At 60.4% G+C, this 19,223-nt stretch carries 15 protein-coding genes and 2 tRNA genes; 6 read left to right on the top strand and 11 right to left on the bottom strand.

Annotation, left to right across the window (positions count from 1 at the left end; translation table 11 throughout):
- On the bottom strand, nt 1-109 hold a 109-nt coding region (locus H6A60_RS14065), incomplete at its 3' end, for a MerR family DNA-binding transcriptional regulator (RefSeq protein WP_205103386.1).
- A gap of 227 nt (nt 110-336) precedes the next feature.
- On the bottom strand, nt 337-1,698 hold the full coding sequence (locus H6A60_RS10700; protein ID WP_205104449.1) for a citrate synthase: 1,362 nt from the start codon (nt 1,696-1,698) through the stop codon (nt 337-339).
- Nucleotides 1,699-1,913: 215 nt separating this feature from the next.
- On the opposite strand from H6A60_RS10700, the gene H6A60_RS10695 reads away from it, so the two are divergent.
- Nucleotides 1,914-2,897, top strand: a complete 984-nt coding sequence (locus tag H6A60_RS10695; protein ID WP_205104441.1) for a malate dehydrogenase — start codon at nt 1,914-1,916, stop codon at nt 2,895-2,897.
- Nucleotides 2,898-3,006: 109 nt separating this feature from the next.
- On the opposite strand, the gene H6A60_RS10690 is transcribed toward H6A60_RS10695, so the two are convergent.
- Nucleotides 3,007-4,629, bottom strand: a complete 1,623-nt coding sequence (locus tag H6A60_RS10690) for a TerC family protein (protein WP_338054866.1) — start codon at nt 4,627-4,629, stop codon at nt 3,007-3,009.
- A 139-nt stretch (nt 4,630-4,768) separates the two neighbouring features.
- Here H6A60_RS10690 and H6A60_RS10685 point away from each other — a divergent pair, with 139 nt between their 5' ends.
- Nucleotides 4,769-5,332 (top strand): PIN domain-containing protein, encoded by a 564-nt coding sequence (locus H6A60_RS10685; protein ID WP_205104440.1) that lies wholly within the window; start codon nt 4,769-4,771, stop codon nt 5,330-5,332.
- Nucleotides 5,333-5,857: 525 nt separating this feature from the next.
- Entirely contained in the window at nt 5,858-7,441 is a 1,584-nt protein-coding gene (locus tag H6A60_RS10680) for an alanine/glycine:cation symporter family protein (RefSeq protein ID WP_205104437.1), read from the top strand.
- Between the two features lie 172 nt (nt 7,442-7,613).
- Here the strand turns inward: H6A60_RS10680 and H6A60_RS10675 are convergent, their stop codons facing one another.
- The 7 genes from H6A60_RS10675 to H6A60_RS10645 all read right to left on the bottom strand — a co-directional run bounded on the left by H6A60_RS10675 (nt 7,614) and on the right by H6A60_RS10645 (nt 16,730).
- Nucleotides 7,614-7,868 (bottom strand): hypothetical protein, encoded by a 255-nt coding sequence (locus H6A60_RS10675; RefSeq protein WP_205104456.1) that lies wholly within the window; start codon nt 7,866-7,868, stop codon nt 7,614-7,616.
- Between the two features lie 93 nt (nt 7,869-7,961).
- Complete coding sequence (locus H6A60_RS10670) at nt 7,962-9,524, bottom strand: DNA recombination protein RmuC (RefSeq protein WP_205104435.1); 1,563 nt, start codon at nt 9,522-9,524, stop codon at nt 7,962-7,964.
- Nucleotides 9,525-9,628: 104 nt separating this feature from the next.
- Nucleotides 9,629-11,662: a cation:proton antiporter gene (locus H6A60_RS10665; protein ID WP_205104433.1), complete on the bottom strand. Its 2,034-nt coding sequence runs from the start codon at nt 11,660-11,662 to the stop codon at nt 9,629-9,631.
- Between the two features lie 237 nt (nt 11,663-11,899).
- Entirely contained in the window at nt 11,900-13,057 is a 1,158-nt protein-coding gene (locus H6A60_RS10660; protein WP_205104431.1) for a BMP family ABC transporter substrate-binding protein, read from the bottom strand.
- A 150-nt stretch (nt 13,058-13,207) separates the two neighbouring features.
- Nucleotides 13,208-14,128, bottom strand: coding sequence for an ABC transporter permease (locus H6A60_RS10655; protein WP_205104429.1), 921 nt, complete (start codon nt 14,126-14,128; stop codon nt 13,208-13,210).
- Nucleotides 14,125-15,213, bottom strand: a complete 1,089-nt coding sequence (locus H6A60_RS10650; RefSeq protein ID WP_205104427.1) for an ABC transporter permease subunit — start codon at nt 15,211-15,213, stop codon at nt 14,125-14,127. The genes H6A60_RS10655 and H6A60_RS10650 overlap by 4 nt, the downstream gene beginning before the upstream one ends.
- Nucleotides 15,210-16,730: an ABC transporter ATP-binding protein gene (locus tag H6A60_RS10645; RefSeq protein WP_205104425.1), complete on the bottom strand. Its 1,521-nt coding sequence runs from the start codon at nt 16,728-16,730 to the stop codon at nt 15,210-15,212. The genes H6A60_RS10650 and H6A60_RS10645 overlap by 4 nt, the downstream gene beginning before the upstream one ends.
- Nucleotides 16,731-17,034: 304 nt before the next feature.
- On the opposite strand from H6A60_RS10645, the gene H6A60_RS10640 reads away from it, so the two are divergent.
- The 3 genes from H6A60_RS10640 (at nt 17,035) to H6A60_RS10630 (ending at nt 18,915) form a co-directional block, all read left to right on the top strand.
- Nucleotides 17,035-17,111: transfer RNA gene (locus H6A60_RS10640), tRNA-Arg, on the top strand.
- Nucleotides 17,112-17,216: 105 nt separating this feature from the next.
- Nucleotides 17,217-17,308: transfer RNA gene (locus tag H6A60_RS10635), tRNA-Ser, on the top strand.
- 263 nt (nt 17,309-17,571) lie between these two features.
- Nucleotides 17,572-18,915 (top strand): tyrosine-type recombinase/integrase, encoded by a 1,344-nt coding sequence (locus tag H6A60_RS10630; protein WP_205104423.1) that lies wholly within the window; start codon nt 17,572-17,574, stop codon nt 18,913-18,915.
- Between the two features lie 89 nt (nt 18,916-19,004).
- Here the strand turns inward: H6A60_RS10630 and H6A60_RS10625 are convergent.
- On the bottom strand, nt 19,005-19,223 hold a 219-nt coding region (locus tag H6A60_RS10625), incomplete at its 5' end, for a type ISP restriction/modification enzyme (RefSeq protein ID WP_205104421.1).

The raw sequence follows: 19,223 nt of genomic DNA, 5'->3' as shown, positions 1-19,223 counted from the left end.
CGCCGAATGTACGGCAGGCGACCTTGATCAGACCGCGTTGGGCCCAGCGCCTGATCGTACTGGGAGAAACACCGTAGTGCTTGGCGATAATACCAATCGAGCAGAGCATAGAAGCCCCCCTGGTAGTTTCGGAAGACTTCTCTTCAACTAGTTTAACCCCACGAACGGCGCGCGCTCGGATGTAGGGGGCGTTCTTCCTCGCGGCTCGTCTATCGGCTCGACTATATCGCATTCGCGAACGCGTCTCGATGGCGCCCGCGAAAAGTCACGCAAAGTCACGAAAAAAGCCGCAGCGGGCGGCGCCCAAGGCGCCGCCTCCAATGCCCGTGCTTTGCCTCAGAGCGTGCGGCGCGGCTCGCCCACGTAGACCTGACGGGGCCGCGCCAGGCGAATGTCGCCCGACTCGAGGAACTCGTTCTTCTGCGCGAACCACCCGGCCGTTCTCGCCATCGCGAAGATGGCGGTAAAGAGCGGCGTCGGAATGCCGATCGCGCGTTGCAGAATGCCCGAGTAGAAGTCGACGTTCGGATAGAGGTGACGTTCGACGAAGTAGTCGTCTTCGAGCGCAATGCGTTCGAGTTCGAGCGCGAGCGCAAAGAGCGGATCCTTCCCGACACCGACCTCGTCAAGTAGCTCGTGGCAGATGCCGCGCAGAATCTTCGCTCGCGGATCGTAGTTCTTGTAGACGCGATGCCCGAACCCAATGAGGCGAACGCCGTCCTCTTTGGCCTTGACGCGGCGAATGAGTTCCGGAATCGCCTTGATGCCGCCCGCCTTCTGCAGATCCATCAGCATGCGAAGCGCACTTTCGTTGGCGCCCCCGTGGCGCGGTCCCGAGAGACACGCCACACCCGCCGCCACGCAGTGGTAGGGGTTCGCGCCCGCACTCGCGCAGAGACGCACGGTCGAGGTCGACGCGTTCTGCTCGTGCTCGGCGTGCAGGATCAGAATCTTGTCGAGCGCCTTCACGGCGGCCTTGGGCGGCTCGTAGTGCTCGACGGGCAGCGCAAACATCATGTGCAGGAAGTTCGCCGCATAGGAGAGGCTGTTGTCCGGGAAGTTGATGGGCCAGCCCACCGAGTAGCGGTAGCTCATGGCGATCAGGGTCGGCATCTTCGCGAGCATCATGATCGCGGCAAGCCGGTGCTGATCCTGCTCGCTCATATCGGGGTCGAGCGGATAGAAGGCCGCAAGGGCGCCGATCAAGCCGACGAGAATCGACATCGGGTGCGCGTCGCGCCGGAAGCCGTTCAAAAGGAACGAGACCTGCTGATGCACGAGCGTGTGGTGCTTGACGAGATCGCGGAATTCGGCCGCTTCCCGCTCGTCTGGCATCTCGCCCTTCAAAAGAAGCTGCGCCGTCTTGAGAAAGTCGCAGTGCTCGGCCAAATATTCGATCGGATAGCCGCGATAAGTGAGTTCACCCGCCTCGCCGTCGACATAACTCACGGCGCTCTCGCACGAAGCCGTGCTCTGAAAGCCCGGATCGTAAGTGAGCACGTGCTCCTTTTTGTAGAGCGACGAAACATCGATCGCATCGGCGCCCGCCGTGCCGCGCAGCACGTTGAGCTTCACGGGCTTCTCGCGCCCGGGGAGCCGCAGCTCGGCTTCACCCACTGTTGCCGGGGGCGGCAGCCCCGCGCTCGTGCGCTTCAGTTCCGCATGCAATGCTGCCTGCTTGGCGGCGTTTTCCGTCATGACCCGCTCCTCGCTTGAAAACTTCAGGATTCGAATGGCCGCCTTTCGTGCGCTTGAGCGGCGGCGCGCCCCGCAATCGGCCGGGCGAAGTGATCCTACGCCGAGACCGTTGGCGCGTCCATCGCGGAAAAACGCGAATCGAGTGCGCCCGCTGGTACACTTTCCGGCATCGCTTTCATTTGAGCACGAATTACTTTTAGGGGAAGACCGCGATCATGCAAGAACCGATTCGCGTTGCCGTGACCGGCTCGGCCGGCCAGATCGGCTACAGCATTCTTTTTCGCATCGCTGCGGGCGCCATGTTCGGGCGGGACCGTCCGGTGCATCTGAGCCTGCTCGAGCGCGACCATCCGACGAGCCGCAGCGCGCTCAAAGGCGTCATGATGGAACTTGAGGACTGTGCGTTTCCGCTGCTCGCGGGCATGAGCGCGACGACCAATCCCAAGGAAGCCTTCCGCGACTGCGACGTAGCGCTTCTGATCGGCGCGCGTCCCCGCGGCCCCGGCATGGAGCGCGCCGACCTTCTTGAATCGAACGCACGCATCTTCATCGAACAGGGCCGAGCGCTCGACGAAGTCGCCAAGCGTTCGGTGAAAGTGTTGGTGGTCGGCAACCCCTGCAACACCAACGCCTGGATTGCCATGAAGAGCGCCCCGTCGCTCTCGCCCAAGTGCTTCACGGCAATGGTGCGGCTCGATCAGAACCGCGCCATCTCGATGCTCGCGGCCAAGACTGGCGCCAAGGCTTCGCACGTGCACCAGGTTGCCGTCTGGGGCAACCACTCGCCTACAGTCTTCGCCGACCTTCTGCATGCGACCGTTGACGGTACCCGAGCGCTTGAGCTCGTCGACCGCGACTGGTACGAAAAGACGCTTCTCACGACGCTCGCGCGCCGCGGCACGTCGATCATTCAATCGCGCGGCGCGAGTTCTGCGGCAAGCGCAGCCAATGCGGCGATCGACACCATGCGCGACTGGGTACTCGGCTCGATGGGTGAATGGGTGTCGATGGGCGTCGTCTCCGACGGCAGCTACGGCATTCCCGAAGGGCTCGTCTGCGGGATGCCGTGCGTTTGCCGCAACGGCGACTACGAAATCGTTCAGGGCCTCGGGTTCGACGATTTCGCCAAGGCGCGCATCGAGCGCACCGTGCGCGAACTTGAAGCCGAGCGCGATGCCATCGCGCCCCTCTTTCGCTAAGGCGCACTGAGCTGCACGCAAAGCGCGCCGAAGCGCTCGGGCAGCAAACGCTGAAAAAGCCTGCCGGAAATCGATCCGCGCAGGCTTTTTCATTTTGGTTCGGGCGCGTTTATTCGGTCGCCGCTTCGCTCGAGCCATCCTCGGCTTCGGGCGCCTTCACGCGCTCGATGCGCACCGAGGCGATGCGGTTCTTCGCAATTTCGGCCGCCTCAAAGCGCCAGCCGCATTCGAGCACCGCTTCGCCTGCCTGCGGCAGCCGACCGAAGCGCTCGAGGAGGAACCCCGCAACCGTCACATAGTCGGCGTCCTTGGTGTCCTTTTCATCAAAAAGCCGATCGTCGCCCAAGGCCTGGCGCACAACGAGAAGATCCGCCGCACCGTCGGCGAGCCACGCATCGGGATTGGCCGGATCGGGCTGAATGAAGCGGCGGTCGCCTTCGTCGGGGAAGTCGCCTGCAATCGACTCGAGAATGTCGTGCGAGGTGACGAGCCCCTGGATAATGCCGAACTCGTCCGTCACGAGCACAAGCGGCGCGCGGCTCTTCTTGATGTCGCGAACAAGCCGAATGATGCTCACGGTCTCGGGCACCATGAAGGGACGGCGCTTTTCGGCGAGCTTTCTGAGTCTCTCAATATCGCCGTCAAGCCCGATGAAGTCCTTGGCCTTCACATAGCCCACGAGATTGTCGAGCGAACCGTCGCCCACGGGAAAGATGCTGTGGCGCAGCGTCTGCGCATCGCGAACGATTTCTTCAAAAGGCTTCTTGAGATTGAGCCAGCCGATTTCGGCGCGCGGCGTCATGATGACGCGAATCGAGCGGTCTGCGAGACTCAGCACCCCTTCGACCATGTCGCGTTCGTCCTCGCCGAATGCCTGCGGATCGGCGGGCGCGAGTTCCTCTGCAGCAGTTCTCGGCGCTTCCGTCGGGCGCTTTTCCAAGAGCCCCACAATCGCCATCGTCGTACGTTCGCGGAAAGGAATGCGAAGCTGGTGCTTGCGCGAATTGCGGTTCGCGATCTGGTTGAAGAACTCAATCACGATCGAGAAGCCGATCGCCGCGTAGAGGTACCCCTTCGGAATGTGGAACCCGAGACCCTCGGCGATGAGCGAGAGACCGATCATCAGAAGGAACGAGAGGCAAAGCACCACAACGGTCGGATGGCGGTTGACGAAAGCCGTGAGCGGACGGCTTGCCGCCACCATCACGATCATCGCAACAATCACGGCCGTGACCATCACGCTCAGATTGTCGACCATGCCCACGGCCGTAATGATCGAGTCGAGCGAGAAGACCGCGTCAAGGAGCAGAATCTGCGCGATGACAAACCAGAACTTCGACTTGCCTTCGCTCGCAGCCTCTTCGGCGTGCGGATGCGCTTCGAGGCGCTCATGGAGTTCCGTCGTCGCCTTGTAGAGCAGGAAGAGCCCGCCCGCCATCAGAATCAGGTCGCGCGCCGAGAAGGGATGCGACCAGACGGAAAAGAGCGGCGCAGTGAGCGAGACGAGCCACGACATGATCGAGAGGAGCGCCAAGCGCAAAAAGAGCGCAAGCCCAAGCCCGACGTAGACGGCTCGATTCTGCTGATGAAGCGGGAGCTTTTTCGCCAGAATGGCGATGAAGACGAGGTTGTCGATCCCAAGAACGATTTCAAGAACGACGAGGGTAAGCAGTCCGGCCCAAAGGGACGGATCGAATAGAAAATCCATGTGAAAGAGTAAGGAAGCATCCAACCGGAGATGCGCGGTCCCCTAAAATTATCAAAATCGGCGTCCGACACCCTTAAGACGGCCGAAAATTTTGAGTTTTTTCACGTTTCTTCACGTTTTTCCGTACGGCCGACCGGCCGAAGCGCTGCCATTTCACCCACTCATGCCCGTACCCGAACACCTCGACGCACTCGTGCGCCGGCATGCCGCCCAAGCCGTGCAAGATCGTCCCGCCGCAGTTTCAACGTCTTCAGCTTCGCTCATCGTCCTCGACACGAACGTCGTTCTCGACCTCCTTTACTGGCACGATGGGGGCGCGGCCGCAATCGACTCGGCGCTCGCCGAAGGCCGCGTTCGCGCAGCGCTATCCACCGCTGCGGCGCTCGAGCTCTCAGAAGTGATTTCGCGCCCGGCCTTTGCGCGGGCTGATTTTTCGCCCGCAGAAATTGAAAAGCGGCTCGACGCCTGGTTTTCGCACTGCACGTGGATCGACGAGGCGGCAGTACTCAAAGCGCGCGAGCGCGCGCAATCGGCGAACCTGCGGTGCCTCGATCCGCTCGACCAAAAATTCTTCGAGCTTACGCTCGCCGCGCAGGCGCGCATGCTCGTCACGAAGGACAAGCTTGTCCTCAAGGCGGGCAAAAAAATGCGGCGGCTTTTCGGCATCGCCGCTTTGCGTCCGAGCGAAGCGGGCGCGCTTCTTTCGACGCCGAGCCCGCTCTCATGACGGATGCATGCCGCTCAGAAGAAAGACTTCGCCAGACCGATCACGTTCATGACGAACCAGAAGAGAACGGCGGCGATCATGAGGTAGCAGAGGATGCGGATGACGGTGCGCGCCATGCTTGAATGCTCCTAACGTTGACTCTCAAAATGAATGCCGGTTGCCGCTGCGGCGGCCGGCACGCTTTGCAAAGGCCGCAAGCTTAACAGTCCGGCGCCGTCCGCGCGCGCAAACAGAGAGACTTTGAGCCGCGCAGCTCGGCATTTTTCCCGATCGCATCCTAGGCACAATCGCCCATCCCGATCGGCACTGCGCAAACCGTGTGAAGACGGACTTTCACGCCCCTCGTTCTCTTCCTGTGAAGGTTTCATTCCGTTCGTACAATGCAGATTCCTCCGAGTACTTAGAGGTCTTTGCGTCACAATAACCAGAATACCGCAAAGCCCAAATCGTTCTTCTCGGGGGAACTTCCGAAAGCGCCTCAGATGGCGACATAAGCAACAACAATCTCTCAGAAGGAATCCTTTCATGGACTTCGCAACCCACATCGTCCAGAGCGTCAACGGTCTGCTCTGGGGGGTGTACTGCCTGATCCCGCTCCTCGTCGGGACCGGGATCTACATGACCGTCAAGCTGCGCTTCGTACAGATCCGCAAATTCGGCGCCGCCATGAAGCAGGTCTTCGGCGGCTTTTCGATTTTCGGCAAGGCGGCCGACCACTCGGGGATGACTTCCTTTCAGTCGCTCGCGACCGCCATTTCCGCACAGGTCGGCACGGGCAACCTGGCCGGTGTCGCCACCGCCATGGTGATGGGCGGCCCCGGCGCCATCTTCTGGATGTGGATGGCCGCCTTCTTCGGGATGGCGACGATCTTCTCCGAAGCAATTCTCGGCCAGCTCTTCCGCGCACGCGACGCACACGGTCACGTGATGGGGGGGCCGGCATTCTACATCAGCCGCGGTCTCGGGAATAAGCCCCTCGCCGCGTTCTTCTCGGTTGCGATCATCATCGCGCTCGGCTTCATCGGCAACATGGTGCAGTCGAACTCGATCGCCGACGCTTTCAACCACGCCTTCGGGATTCCGTCCTGGGTGACGGGGATCGGCATCTTCATGGCCGCGGGCTTCATCTTCATCGGCGGCATCCGCCGCATCGCGAGCTTCGCCGAAAAGATGGTGCCCGTGATGGCGCTCGTCTACATCATCGGCTCCTGCACGATCATCTTCGGCAACGCCGACATGATTTGGCCCGCCCTCAAGTCGATCATCGTGGGCGCTTTCGATCCGGAAGCCGCCACGGGCGGCATCATCGGCGCGAGCATCAAGGAAGCGATCCGATACGGCGTGGCGCGCGGGCTCTTCTCGAACGAAGCCGGCATGGGCTCGACGCCGCACGCGCATGCGCTCGCGCGCGTTCAGCATCCGGTGCAGCAGGGCCTCGCCGCCATCGTGGGCCTCACGATCGACACCTTCGTGGTGCTCAACATGACCGCCTTCGTCATTCTCTGCACGGGCGCGCTCGACGGCCAGACGACCGGCATCACGCTCACGCAGCGTGCCTTTACGCTCGGCTTGGGTGCGATCGGTCCGGCGTTCGTTGCGATCTGCCTCCTCTTTTTCGCCTTCACGACGATCATCGGCTGGTACTTTTTTGCCGAGCAGAACGTGAAGTATCTCTTCGGCCTGCGCTGGGTGCAGTCCTATCGCGTGCTCGTTCTCTGCTTCCTCATGGCGGGCTCGTTCCTGCATGTGAGCTTCGTTTGGGAACTCGCCGACTTCTTCAACGGCCTCATGGTCATTCCGAACGTGATTGCGCTCCTTGCGCTCTCGAAACTCGTTGCCAAGGCGCTTGACGACTATGAAGGCAAGTTCCTCCTCGGCGAAACGCCCGAATACGGCGCGCTCTCGCCCAACAACGAGATCCCGTACGCCGAGCCGCCCGTGCGTCGCAAGAAGGGGCAGCGCCGCAGCATCTTCCGTCGCCGCCGCGATGAAGATGTATGCGACGTTCGCAGCGACGAAGCGCCGCTCCACGAAGAGGATGTCGACTCCGACAAGGACCCCTTCAGCGTGGACCGCCGCCTGAAGGAAGACGGCATCGACCGCTTCTAAGCGGCAGCAGAGAACCTCTCCAAAGCGCTCTGCACCGCGAGAGGTGCGGTCCTCGAGCCGCACCCGCAACACCGAAAAAAGCCCGCTCGCGAGAGAAACCGCGTGCGGGCTGTTTCGTGTACTTCGTTTCGTCGCAGCGACTCGAACTTCTCAAAATCGCTCGAACTTCGCCTTACTTGGCGGCAGGCGCTGGCGTCTGCGAACCGCTCGCGCCGGCAGAAGACTTCGACGCATCGGTCGCGGCAGGTTCGCCGCTCATCGACTGCGCGGTTTCCGAAATCTTGTCGCCGGCTTTGCCGAGCGCGTGTCCGACGGCGCCCGCACCCTTCTTGATGTCCTGACCGAAGCCCTCGACCGTATTGCAGCCCGAGAGCGCAAGGGCGGCCGCCATCGCCGCGGCAACAACCGTGTATTTCTTCATCATCATTTTTCTGTCCAGCTCGAAGTCCATTCGCCCGTTCGTACGGCCCGGCATCCTTTCCATCCGGACTGCCGCGACCGTACGTCAATTCTGAGAAGTTTACCCGAGCGCCGCGCGCGCGTTCGGCGAGTCGTTCTCGGGAGCACCAACCTGCGGTGCGTGCATCGGCGCTGCCGTCGCGTTATCCGCATCGCCTCCGACGGCGGCTGCGGGCGAGCGGGTGTGCACCGCGTCGACAATGAGGCTCGCAGGGAGCCCGTCAAGCGCGCCGCACGATTCGATTCGATCTGCGCCAGCACCGCTTTCTTCAGCCAAGTCGATGGCCCGCATGCGCTTTTCGAACGCGCGCGTTCTCGTATTCATCTGCTCGAGCGAGGTTTGCGCCTCGCGGAACTTCTTTTCCACGACGGCAAACTGCTTCGTAAAGCTCTCGAATTCCGTCTTCACCTCACCCAAAAGCGCCCAGACGTCGGCGCTGCGCTTTTCCATGGCGAGCGTCATGAAGCCCATGAGAAGACTGTTCAGAAGCGCCGAAATGACGACCGGACCCGCAGGCGTGATGCGAAGCTCGCGCTGCAGCCGCTCGAATAGTCCGGGCATGCGAAGCACTTCCGCGTAAAGGCCTTCGCTCGGCAGGAACATCACGGCAAACTCCGTTGTGTAGGGAGCGCGCACGTACTTTTCGCGAATCGATTTGGCCTGCTTCCAGATGGCGCGCTCGAGCTGCTTGCGCGCTTCGTCGGCGCGCGCGCGATCCGCATCGCGCTCGGCCTCAACGAGCGCCGTCCAGTCTTCGAGCGGAAACTTCGCGTCGATCGGCAGCCAGCAGGGCGCGTCGTCCCCGCGTCCGGGAAGCCGCACGGCAAAGTCGACGACGACATTCGAATCGGGAAAGAGCCGCACCTGCTCGCCGTACTGCTGCGGCGTCAGGATTTCGGAAAGGATGGCCGAGAGCTGCGTTTCGCCGAAAATGCCGCGCGTCTTCACGTTGGCAAGAATCCCCTGCAGCTTCGAGACGCTTTCGGCCATGCGGCGCATTTCGCCTAAACCCGACTGCACGAGCCCGAGCTTCTCATCAACGGTCTTGAAGCTCGTCGCGAGGCGCTCCGAGAGCGTGTGCTCGAGCTTTTCCTGCACGGTCGCGCGCATCGCTTCGAGCTTCTGCGCATTATCGGTGCGCACCTTTTCAAGCGCCTCCGAAACGGTGCCGCGTACGCGCTCGAGTTCCTTGGCCTGCTGCTCGGCAAGCATGCTCGACTGCGCAGCGTTCGCAGACAAGACTTTCGCGAAGCGCTCGTCGACCATGCCCTGCAAAAGCAGGAATTCTCGCGCGAGCTTCGCGTTCATTTCCTTCAATTCGCCCTGCGCGGCGGCCGAGAGCTTCGCGACCGAATCGGCCGCCCCGTTTTGCGACTGCGACACGAAGCTCATGAGCCCGGTCATCGCCTGCGTGAGGCGGCTGTCAGTCTGCGAAACGGCAAAAAGGAGATCGCGCTTGGCGCCCGCGACGCCCTCCATAAGCGCGTCGACGGTATCGTCGCTCGAGGTCTGCGCCTCGGACGCAATTCGTCGAAGCGTGAGATACGCGAGGCACGCGAAACCCGCAGCAAGCACGGAAAAAAACAAAAGCGCTGCGATGAGAACGGTATTGACGGTCTGCATTCGACAAAAGTAGAAGCTGCTCGGAAAAAGGAAAGTCTACTCGCGCATGCGTCACTGCCTGCCGTTTGCGCCGTTCCTCAAGAAAAACGCTGCGATTTCGTCGGTTAGCTGCGCTTAATGAGTCCTTTCACGCGCGACCAGAGGTCGCTCACGCGCTTGCCGGCAGCAGAGAGCCGCACCGATGCGCCCGAAGCGGCAGCCCCCGCCAAAGCCGCTTCGCGCTTCGCACTCGCATCCGCAAGGGCTTTGCCGAGCGCTTCGGCCGAAGCAGCAGGTGTCGCAGGCGAGACTTTCGGCACGTGCATTTCCTGCGCGGTTTCGGGCATCGCGTTGCTCGTGCCGCGCACGGAGTCGACGCTTCGGCGGTATTCGGCCTCAAAGAGCTGACGCAGCCGCTCGGCGGGCTTCATCTCCTCTTCGGGCTCCTCCTCTTCGCGGACGTCGGGTTCGGCCATGATGCGGCGAAGCGTCTCTGAAGCAAGCGCAAGCGAAGTCAAAAGGTCCTCGCAGATGATGTGCAGATGCTCGTCTTCGCTCGGGAAGACAGCGCCGTCCTCAACATGGCGCTGCCGAACGATCACGGGCAGCTTGTTGTTCAATTCTCGCGCTGTGTTATAGATGCGTCGCGCATCGAGCGGATCGCTCTCGGCAATGACGAGCACGGCAGCGCTTGCCACATGCGCCTGCACGAGCACCATCGGGTCGGCCGCGTCGCCCGCAATCACTTTAAAGCCGCGTGCTTTCAGTTCGTCAATCGGCGCGTCGGCCGACGCAATCACGATCGTACGGCGCTCCATCTCTTCGAGCATGTCAAAGAGTTCTTTCGTCGAAAAGCCCGTGCCGACCACAATCGTCTGACCGTCAAGAAACTCGTGCGAGGTGCTCCCGAGGTTCTCGTCGGGCGCTGCGCGCATAGCTGCGCGCTTGGCCCAGCCGAAACGAACGACGAGGAAGTGTCTGAGCTTCGGAATGACCGCAAAAAGCAGAGGATTGAGTGCGATCGTCACGATCGAAGCCGCAACGATCAGGCTCATCATCTTGCTGTCGGCGAGCCCGAGCGAGATGCCCTGCTGCGCGAGGATGTAGGAGAATTCGCCGATCTGCCCGAGGCAGGCGGCAACCGTGAGCGCCGTGTCAAGCGGCCAGCGCAGCAGCACCGAGAGCCCGAACGCAACGGAAGTCGTCACACCCATGATGATGAGAACCACCATGAGCACTTCGCCCGGGCGCTGAATGAAGATGTGCCAATCGAGCATGAGCCCGACCGAAACGAAAAAGAGTACGGCAAACGCATCCTGGAGCGGCAGCGAATTGGTCGCCGCGCGGTGTGCGTAGCGGCTCTCCTGCATCACCATGCCGGCAAAGAACGCGCCAAGCGCGAAGCTCACGTGGAAAATGGCGCTCGCGCCGTAGGCAATCACGATGGCGCAGCCGATAACGGCCAGCGTAAAAAGTTCGCGCGACCCCGTTGCCGCGACCTGCGTGAGAATCCAGGGAAAGATTCGTCGCCCCGCAACGAGCATGAGGACAACAAACAGCGCGACGCCGGCGAGCGTTTTGGCGACATCGATCGCAACGGCCCCGGCAGAGACGTCCGCCGCACCGTTGATCACCTGCGCAAAGGGCGGCAGGAGAACGAGGAAAAGCACGCTCACCAAGTCCTGCACGACGAGCCAGCCGATCGCTGCCTGTCCCGGCATCGCGGTCGTGAGCTTTCTGAGGTCCAGCGCCTTCGTCACAACGACCGTCGACGCGCACGAAATCGTGAGACCGAACATCACCGACTGCCCGATGTTCCACTCCCAGACATAATTCGCGAACAACGCGCCCGAAATCGTCGCTATCGACATCTGCAATAGCGCGCCCGGAATCGCGAGCGTTCGGACGGCGAGGAGGTTTCTGATCGAAAAGTGCAGCCCCACGCCGAACATCAGGAGCATGACGCCGATTTCGGCGAGCTGCTCGAGCATGCCCTCGTTGATCGGAGGCAGTCCCGGAAAGAAGCCCACGGCGAGACCGGCACAGATGTAGCCGACGAGCGCGGGCGTTTTCAGAAAGCGCTCGAAAAAGTAGCCGAAAGGCAGCGCGAGGCCGAAGCCCGTGACAAGGCTCGTGATGAGGGAGTAGCTCTCAGTCATGGAATCGATTGATCCGGGGACTTTCTGCCGAAGTCCCTGCGGCAGCAGTCAAGCAAACTTTTAATCTAGCGCGCCGGAAAAATTTTGTGCACGCGGAATTTCCAAGAAACTTGCAAAAAGGCGTTTCTGAGGCAGGCAGCGAGGTTCAAGTACAAAAAACCTCCGATCGGCAGCCGAGTCGGAGGTTCTTCAACGGCGCTTGGCGGCACGCATACTCGGCGCCGCCGATGCTTTTCGTTACTGAGCGGTCGGAAGCTTCCCGACGACGCCCTTGACGAGATAGCCCATCGTGAGGAGATGCTCGTCGGTAGCCTTTTCGCCGGCCTTAAGCACTTCCTTGCCGTCGTTCGAAACGATCGGGCCCGTAAACGGATGGAATTCGCCCTTGGCCATCTTTTCGAACGTGGCGTTGATGTCGTCGACGACATTCTTCGGCGTCGCCTGGGCAATGTCGACGAGCGCGACCATGTGTTCGGGCGCGCCGCCCCAGACGTTCTTCGACTTCCAGGAGCCGTCGATCACGGCCTGGATTTCCTGCGCGTAGTACTCGTCCCAAACGTGAATCACGCCGCCGATAAGCATCGTGGGCGCAGCACGCTTCATCGAGGTGTTGTACGAGATCACGGGCACCTTGGCTTCTTCGCAGGTCGAAGCAACGGCCGACGAATTCGTGTGATGCGTGATCACGTCGGCCTGCTGACCGATCAGGGACTTCGCCGCGTCGGCTTCCTTGCCCGGGTCGTACCAGGCGGACGTCCAGACAACGCGCACTTCAATGTTCGGGTTGACAGACTGCGCGCCGAGCGTGAAGGCGTTGATGCCCTGGAGCACTTCCGGAATCGGCAGCGCCGCAACGTAGCCGAGGATCCCGGTCTTCGAGGTCGCCGCGGCGAGCTTGCCCGCGAGATAGCGCGCTTCGTAGAAGCGGGCCGAATAGGCGGTAACGTTCGCAGCGGTCTTGTAGCCCGTGGCGTGCTCGAACTTCACGTCCGGGAATTCCTTCGCAACCTTGAGGAGCGAATTCATGTAGCCGAAGCTCGTTGCGAAGATGAGCTTGTTGCCCTGCTGCGCGAGGTCGCGAAGCACGCGTTCTGCGTCGGCGTTTTCAGGAATATTTTCGAGCGTCGTCACCTGGATCTTGTCGCCGAACTTCGCTTCGACGGCCTTGCGGGCGATGTCGTGCTGCGTCGACCAGCCTTCTTCGTTGGCCGGACTCACGTACACAAAAGCGACCTTGAGCGGACCGCCCGCGGCGGCACCGGCAGCAGCCTGTTTGGCAGGTTCGGCCGCCTTCTGCGGGGCGGCGGCAGGCTTCGGTTCTTCCTTGCCGCAGGCCGCAAGCATCAGGGCGGCGGCGCCGGCAAACGCAAGCTTGAAGGCATAACGCTTTTGCATGAGAAATCACTCCAGTCAAAGAAAAGATGCGCGCATTGTAAGGTCCGCGCGCCCTATGCCATTCAAGCGGAACGGGAAATTTGTCTTCAATCCAAGATTTCCCGAACCGCTTTCGTATACGCACGCCTTGTGCGAAGCACAATCGTCCCGTCAGCTCTGCGGCGTAAAGGTCTTCCCGAGCGAGGCGGGAACATTCAAGCGAATCCAGACGGGATTGCGCGAGATGAGGACGAGGACGAGAATCGTCGCAAGGTAGGGCGTCATCGCCATGAACTGCGGCGGAATCCCAATGCCCATGCCCTGGAAGGCAAACTGCAGCATCGTCACGCCGCCGAAGAGATAGGCGCCGACGACGACGCGAAGCGGCCGCCAAGTCGCAAACGTAACGAGCGCAAGCGCAATCCAGCCGCGGCCCGCCGTCATCCCTTCCACCCAGAGCGGCGTATAGACGAGCGAGAGATAAGCTCCCGCAAGCCCCGCGCAGACGGAGCCGAAGAGCACGGCCGCAACGCGGATCTTTCGGACCGGATAACCGAGCGCGTAAGCAGACTTCGGCGCCTCACCCACAGAACGGAGGACGAGCCCGGCGCGGGTCTTGAAGAGGAACCACCAAACGAGCGCCATCAGAACGAGCGCACCGTAAACGAGAATATGCTGCGAGAAGAGCGCCTCGCCCACAAACGGAATGTCTTCGAGTCCCGGAATGCCGAGCGGCGCGCGCGTCGGCAGTGCCGCCCCCTGCAGGGGCTTGCCGATAAAGGCCGAAAGGCCCGTGCCGAAAAGCGCAAGCGCAAGGCCGGCGGCGTACTGGTTCGCGTACATGCCGATCGTGAAGAACGCGAAGGTGAGCCCGAGAAGCAGCCCGATGCCGATCCCGGCAAGAAATCCGAGCGCAAAGCTCCCGGTAGCGAGCGTCGTACCGAAAGCGCAGACGGCGCCCATCAGCATGATGCCTTCGATCCCGAGGTTGAGAACGCCGGACTTTTCGTGAATAACGATGCCCGCAGCCGCAATGAGAAGCGGCGTACCCGCGTTGAGCGTCGAAGAAATGATGGAAGCAGCGAGACTCATCGGCCGGCCTCCTTAGAGAAGCCCGTCCAGCGGAAGCGATAGAAAATCATCGTGTCGCAGGCAAGGATGAAGAAAAGAAGAAGGCCCTGGTACACCCCGGTAATGGAACTCGGAAGCCCGAGACGGCTCTGCGCGAGTTCGCCGCCCAGATAAAAGAGCGCCATCACGAAGGCTGCGGGCACGCAGCCCAAGGGCGAAAGTCGACCGACAAAGACCACGATGATCGCGGCAAAGCCGTAGCCCGGCGAGATCGTGGGCGTGAGCTGACCCAAAGGACCGGCCGCTTCAATGCCGCCCGCGAGCCCCGCGAGCGCGCCCGAAATAATCATCGAGGTCCAGATGAGCTTGCCCGGATGGAAGCCCGCATAGCGCGCCGCCAGAGGCGCCATGCCCGAAACCTTCACTTGGAAGCCGAGCGCCATCTTGTCCATGAGCACCCAAATGCCGAGCGCAGCGAGGAGCGCGAGGACGAAGCCCAAGTGCAGACGTGTGCCCTCGAGCACGATCGGCATGAGCGCAGCGGACTCAAAGAGCTTCGTCTGCGGGAAGCCGAAACCCATCGGGTCGCGCATCGGCCCCTGAACGGCCCACGCAAGGAGATACTGTGCCACGTAGACGAGCATGAGCGAAACGAGAATTTCGTTCGCGTGGAACTTGTGGCGAAGCAGCGCCGTGAAGGCACCCCAGAGCGCGCCGCCCAAGGCGGAGGCAACGAGAACAACGAGGAAGTACCAGCCACCGGCGTCCGCAGGGCATGCGAGCGCGGCGATGCCGCCCGCGATCGCGCCCGCAATCAGCTGACCTTCGGCACCGATATTCCAGATGTTGGACTTAAAGCACACGACGAGACCGACCGCGCAGAGAAGGAGCGGCGTCATCTTGACGCCCACTTCCGTCCAGCCGCGCATCGAGTCGAGCGGCGCAATGAAGAACGTCTTCAAAGCCACGACTGGATCCTGACCGAGCGCGGCAAAGAGAATAAAACCCGTAACAATCGTGAGCACGATTGCGATAACAGGCGAGATCCACGCGAGCGACTTGGCAGGCATCTGGCGCGGCGTCATGGAAATGGGGAACTGCATCACGCCTCCTCCTCATGCTTGCCGAAGGGAGACCCCGGCCAGAGGCCCGACATCCAGCGGCCGACCTCTTCAATGGAAATACGATCTTTCGGAACGGCGGGCGAGAGCGCACCGCGGTACATCACGGCGATGCGGTCGGAAATTTCAAAGAGTTCGTCGATTTCTTCGGAAACGACGATGACGGACGCTCCGTCGTCGCGAAGACGCATAAGCGCGTTGCGGATGACCGCCGCCGCGCCGACGTCAACGCCCCAGGTGGGCTGCGAAACGAGGAGCACGTGCGGGCGCGAAAGAATTTCGCGGCCCATGATGTACTTCTGCAGATTTCCGCCCGACAGGCTCCCCGCGTGCTGCTGCGGCGAGGAGGTCTTCACGTGGAAGCGCTCGATGATTTTGTTCGCGAACGCACGCCCCTTTTCCGCGAGGATGAAGCCGCCTCGGAAAAGGTTGTCGCCCGTAAGGTAGGTATTCGCAACGAGCGAAAGCTCAGGGACGGCCGCATGCCCCAGACGTTGCTCGGGCACGTAGCGCAGACCCGCAATGCGGCGCGCCTTCGTGTCGAGGTCGCCGATGGGTGAACCGTAAAGCGTCACGAGTTCGGGCGCAGTTCTGTATTCGCCCGAGGCGATCGCCATGAGACGCGCCTGACCGTTGCCGGAGATGCCGGCAATGCCGATGATTTCTCCCTTGCGCGCAGAGAGCGTCACGTTTTCCGTTCCGCAGACACGTTCGGTCCCGGGCGTCGTCACGCCCTTCAACTCAAAGATGACTTCGCCCGGTTCGCGCTGCGCCTCGCGTACGACGGGAGGCTCCTTTCCGATCATCAGGCGCGCAAGCGAATCTTCGGACTCCGTCTTCGGATTGACGCTCGCCACGATTTTTCCTGCGCGCAGCACGACGCAGCGGTCCGCAAGTTCGCGGATTTCGTCGAGCTTATGCGAGATGAAGAGAATCGAGACGCCTTCGTTCGCGAGCTGATGCAGCGTCTTAAAGAGCTTTCTCACCGCCTGCGGCGTGAGTACGGAGGTCGGCTCGTCGAGAATGAGAAGCTTCGGCTTCGTCATCAGCGCACGAATAATTTCGATGCGCTGGCGTTCGCCCATCGAGAGTTCCATCACGACCGCAGCTGGATCAACTTCAAGACCGTAGCGCTCGCCGAGCTCACGCACCTTCTCGGAGATTTCCGCCACGCTCATCGATTCCGTGAGGCCGAGCTGAACGTTTTCGGCAGCCGTGAGCGTATCGAAAAGCGCAAAGTGCTGATGCACCATGGCGATGCCGAGCGCACGAGCCTGCGCGGGACTGTCGACCACGAGCGGACGGCCGTCGAAGGACACTTCACCCTCGTCGGGACGCGTTGCGCCGTAGATGATCTTCATGAGCGTCGACTTGCCGGCGCCGTTTTCACCGAGCACCGCCAGCACTTCGCCAGGCGCAACTTCCATGGAAATATGGTCGTTGGCCGTGATGCCCGGATAGCGCTTCGTTATGTCCCGAAGACTGAGTCTAGGTGGAGCCATTCTGCGGATAGAGAGATGGGAATTTCGAGAAGAAACGACGATGCCGCTCGTAGAGAAGGCTCTCCCGAACGGCGCTGCGTTTTATGAGTTGCGCGCATTTTACAGGCCGCACCCTGCGCTGTCGACGAAGAGAGGGGGACGAGAAATCTTCACACAAAGATAACACCCCAATCGGGACGCTCGAGCAACGCCCAAGCGAGCAATGGATGAGCTTTTTCGTTATAAACATACCGTATTTTTGGTATTTATAGATACAACTCTTGCTATTCTTGAAAATTCCATAGATAATCCGCTTTCTACGAGTGCGCCAGTAGCTCAGTTGGATAGAGTACCTGGCTACGAACCAGGGGGTCGTGGGTTCGAATCCTGCCTGGCGCACCAACCAGTTTTTTTGAGGGCAATCTCAAAGCTGCCGCAGAATGAGTCCGACTGCGGTTAGTACAGATCCCGACGCGTCGACCGCCGAGGAGATCGAGGGCACTGCGCGGAGAAGTGGCAGAGAGGTCGAATGCACACCCCTGCTAAGGGTGCAGGTCCGAATAAGGGCCTCGGGGGTTCGAATCCCCCCTTCTCCGCCAAAGATTACAAACACTGCAGTTTTGTAATTAGTGATAAACACTTGGAACTGCAGAGGATTAAGGGCCTGAAGGACTTGAACTTCAGGCCCTTTTTCTTATCTGTGGCAGTTTTGCAACACGCTTACAAAATTACTTAACAGAACCTTTTGTAACCGTACAAAACCTTACAGGACCTGCATTTTTGGTGACCCTATTGGTGACCCTCTGAAGCTCGATAAGATCGGATTTGGCGTTGTTTACATCGTCTTGGAGACCTTCCGATCATGCCAAAATTTGTCCCTCCGATGCCGCTCGTCATTTTCCGGCAACTCAAGTCACCGGGCTTCTATCCTCTTGGCGGTGCACAAGGTCTTTACCTTCGCATCCGAGGAGCTTCAGAAAGCTACATCCTCCGGTATCAAGATACTTCCGGAAAGCGGCGTAGCATGTCTCTCGGACTCCGCCGCTCTATGTCGCTGTCCGAAGCCCGCGCCAAGGCCACGGAAATCCGTGCGCGCCTTTCAGAGGGCATCAATCCAACGCCCACACGCGCAACTCGTCGGCACGCAAAGACGCAGCAATCGTCTTTAAAGACCGGTCCCACCTCCAAAACTTTCTCGGAGGTCATGGATTTATGGCTGAAATATCGGGAAGAAAACAACTACTGGGTAAACGACCGAAAGGAACCATACGCCACGTCTAACCTTCTTGCTCGGCACGTATTGCCTCGCCTCGGAGGCATCGGCATCAACGCAATCACCGTTGAAGATATCCGTGACGTCCTTGTCCCGATTTGGACCACGAAAACCATCACTGCGAAAAAGGCGTTGCGCAACATCAGAGCGATTCTGAACTGGGCACGGGCGATGAACTACAGCTCATCGGCTGAAGATTTGTGCTCGCTTCAAGGCCCTCTTGGCGTTCTCATGGAAGGCGCTCGTAAAAACGCTGTTCGCAAAGAAAATTTCGCCGCTCTCCCCTACGATAGGATTCCTTCGTTCATTCAAGCGCTTTACCACCTTGAAGGTACGAGTCGCTGGATGATGATGTTTGCCATCCTTACAGCAAGCCGCATGAAGGCTGTTCGCCTAGCCACTTGGGGCGAAATTGACGTTGAGAAGCGAATCTGGGAAATTCCTCCCAAACACGACAAAATCAAAGACCCCAAGCGAGACCGTATCATCTACTTGTCGCAGCAAGCTATTGCAGTCTTGGAAAAGGTTCGACCGAACTTACCGAAGGCAAATGATTTGATCTTTAAAACGGACAGAGGCGGCAGTTTTTCCGATGCAGCAACGACTGCCTTGATCCGACGAATGCACGAAAAGCAGAAAGCTTTAGATGGCACTGGGTGGATTGACCCGGACAAGTCTAAGCGCGAAGGCAAGACTTGCATCGTCACTGCCCATGGTACGGCACGCAGTGGTTTTCGCACGTGGGCAAAGGATGACCGACTCGGCAACAACCGCCGGTACGATCAGGAAGCGGCTGAGCTTTGTCTTCTGCACAGTAAAGCTTCTGACGACTACCACGGAGCGTACGACCGCGCACGTTTGAGCACGGAGCGCCAACGATTGATGGAGGACTGGGGGAAATTTTGCTTTTCACTCGTCACAGACAAATCCTAAGGATTAGTTGTTCGAGGCTAAGTCATTGTGAAGGGGCACATTTGCGTAGAGTGACTTCAGTCGTATTGAATGAAGCCACTCTACAGACTTTATTTATCCAACGGATGGATTTCTAGCTTGGGCAGAGCCTTTACGATCTTCATCGTTTCCAGGCTGACCGTGATGACCTTCAGGAAGAGGTCCAACGGGTAGCGTTCGCGGCCCATCTCGGCCGCGTAGTCGTTGAAGTCGTTCACGATGCCGGAAGCTTTGTCGATGCTGACGCAAGCGCGTTCCACCACCCAGTCGAGCGCCGACTTCTTGTTGAC

Origin of the sequence: Sutterella massiliensis, assembly GCF_016899755.1 — a bacterium.
Classification (GTDB): Bacteria; Pseudomonadota; Gammaproteobacteria; order Burkholderiales; family Burkholderiaceae_F; genus Sutterella; species Sutterella massiliensis.
The sequence above is the reverse complement of the archived record's forward strand: the minus strand, read 5'-3'. Positions and strand labels throughout refer to the sequence as shown.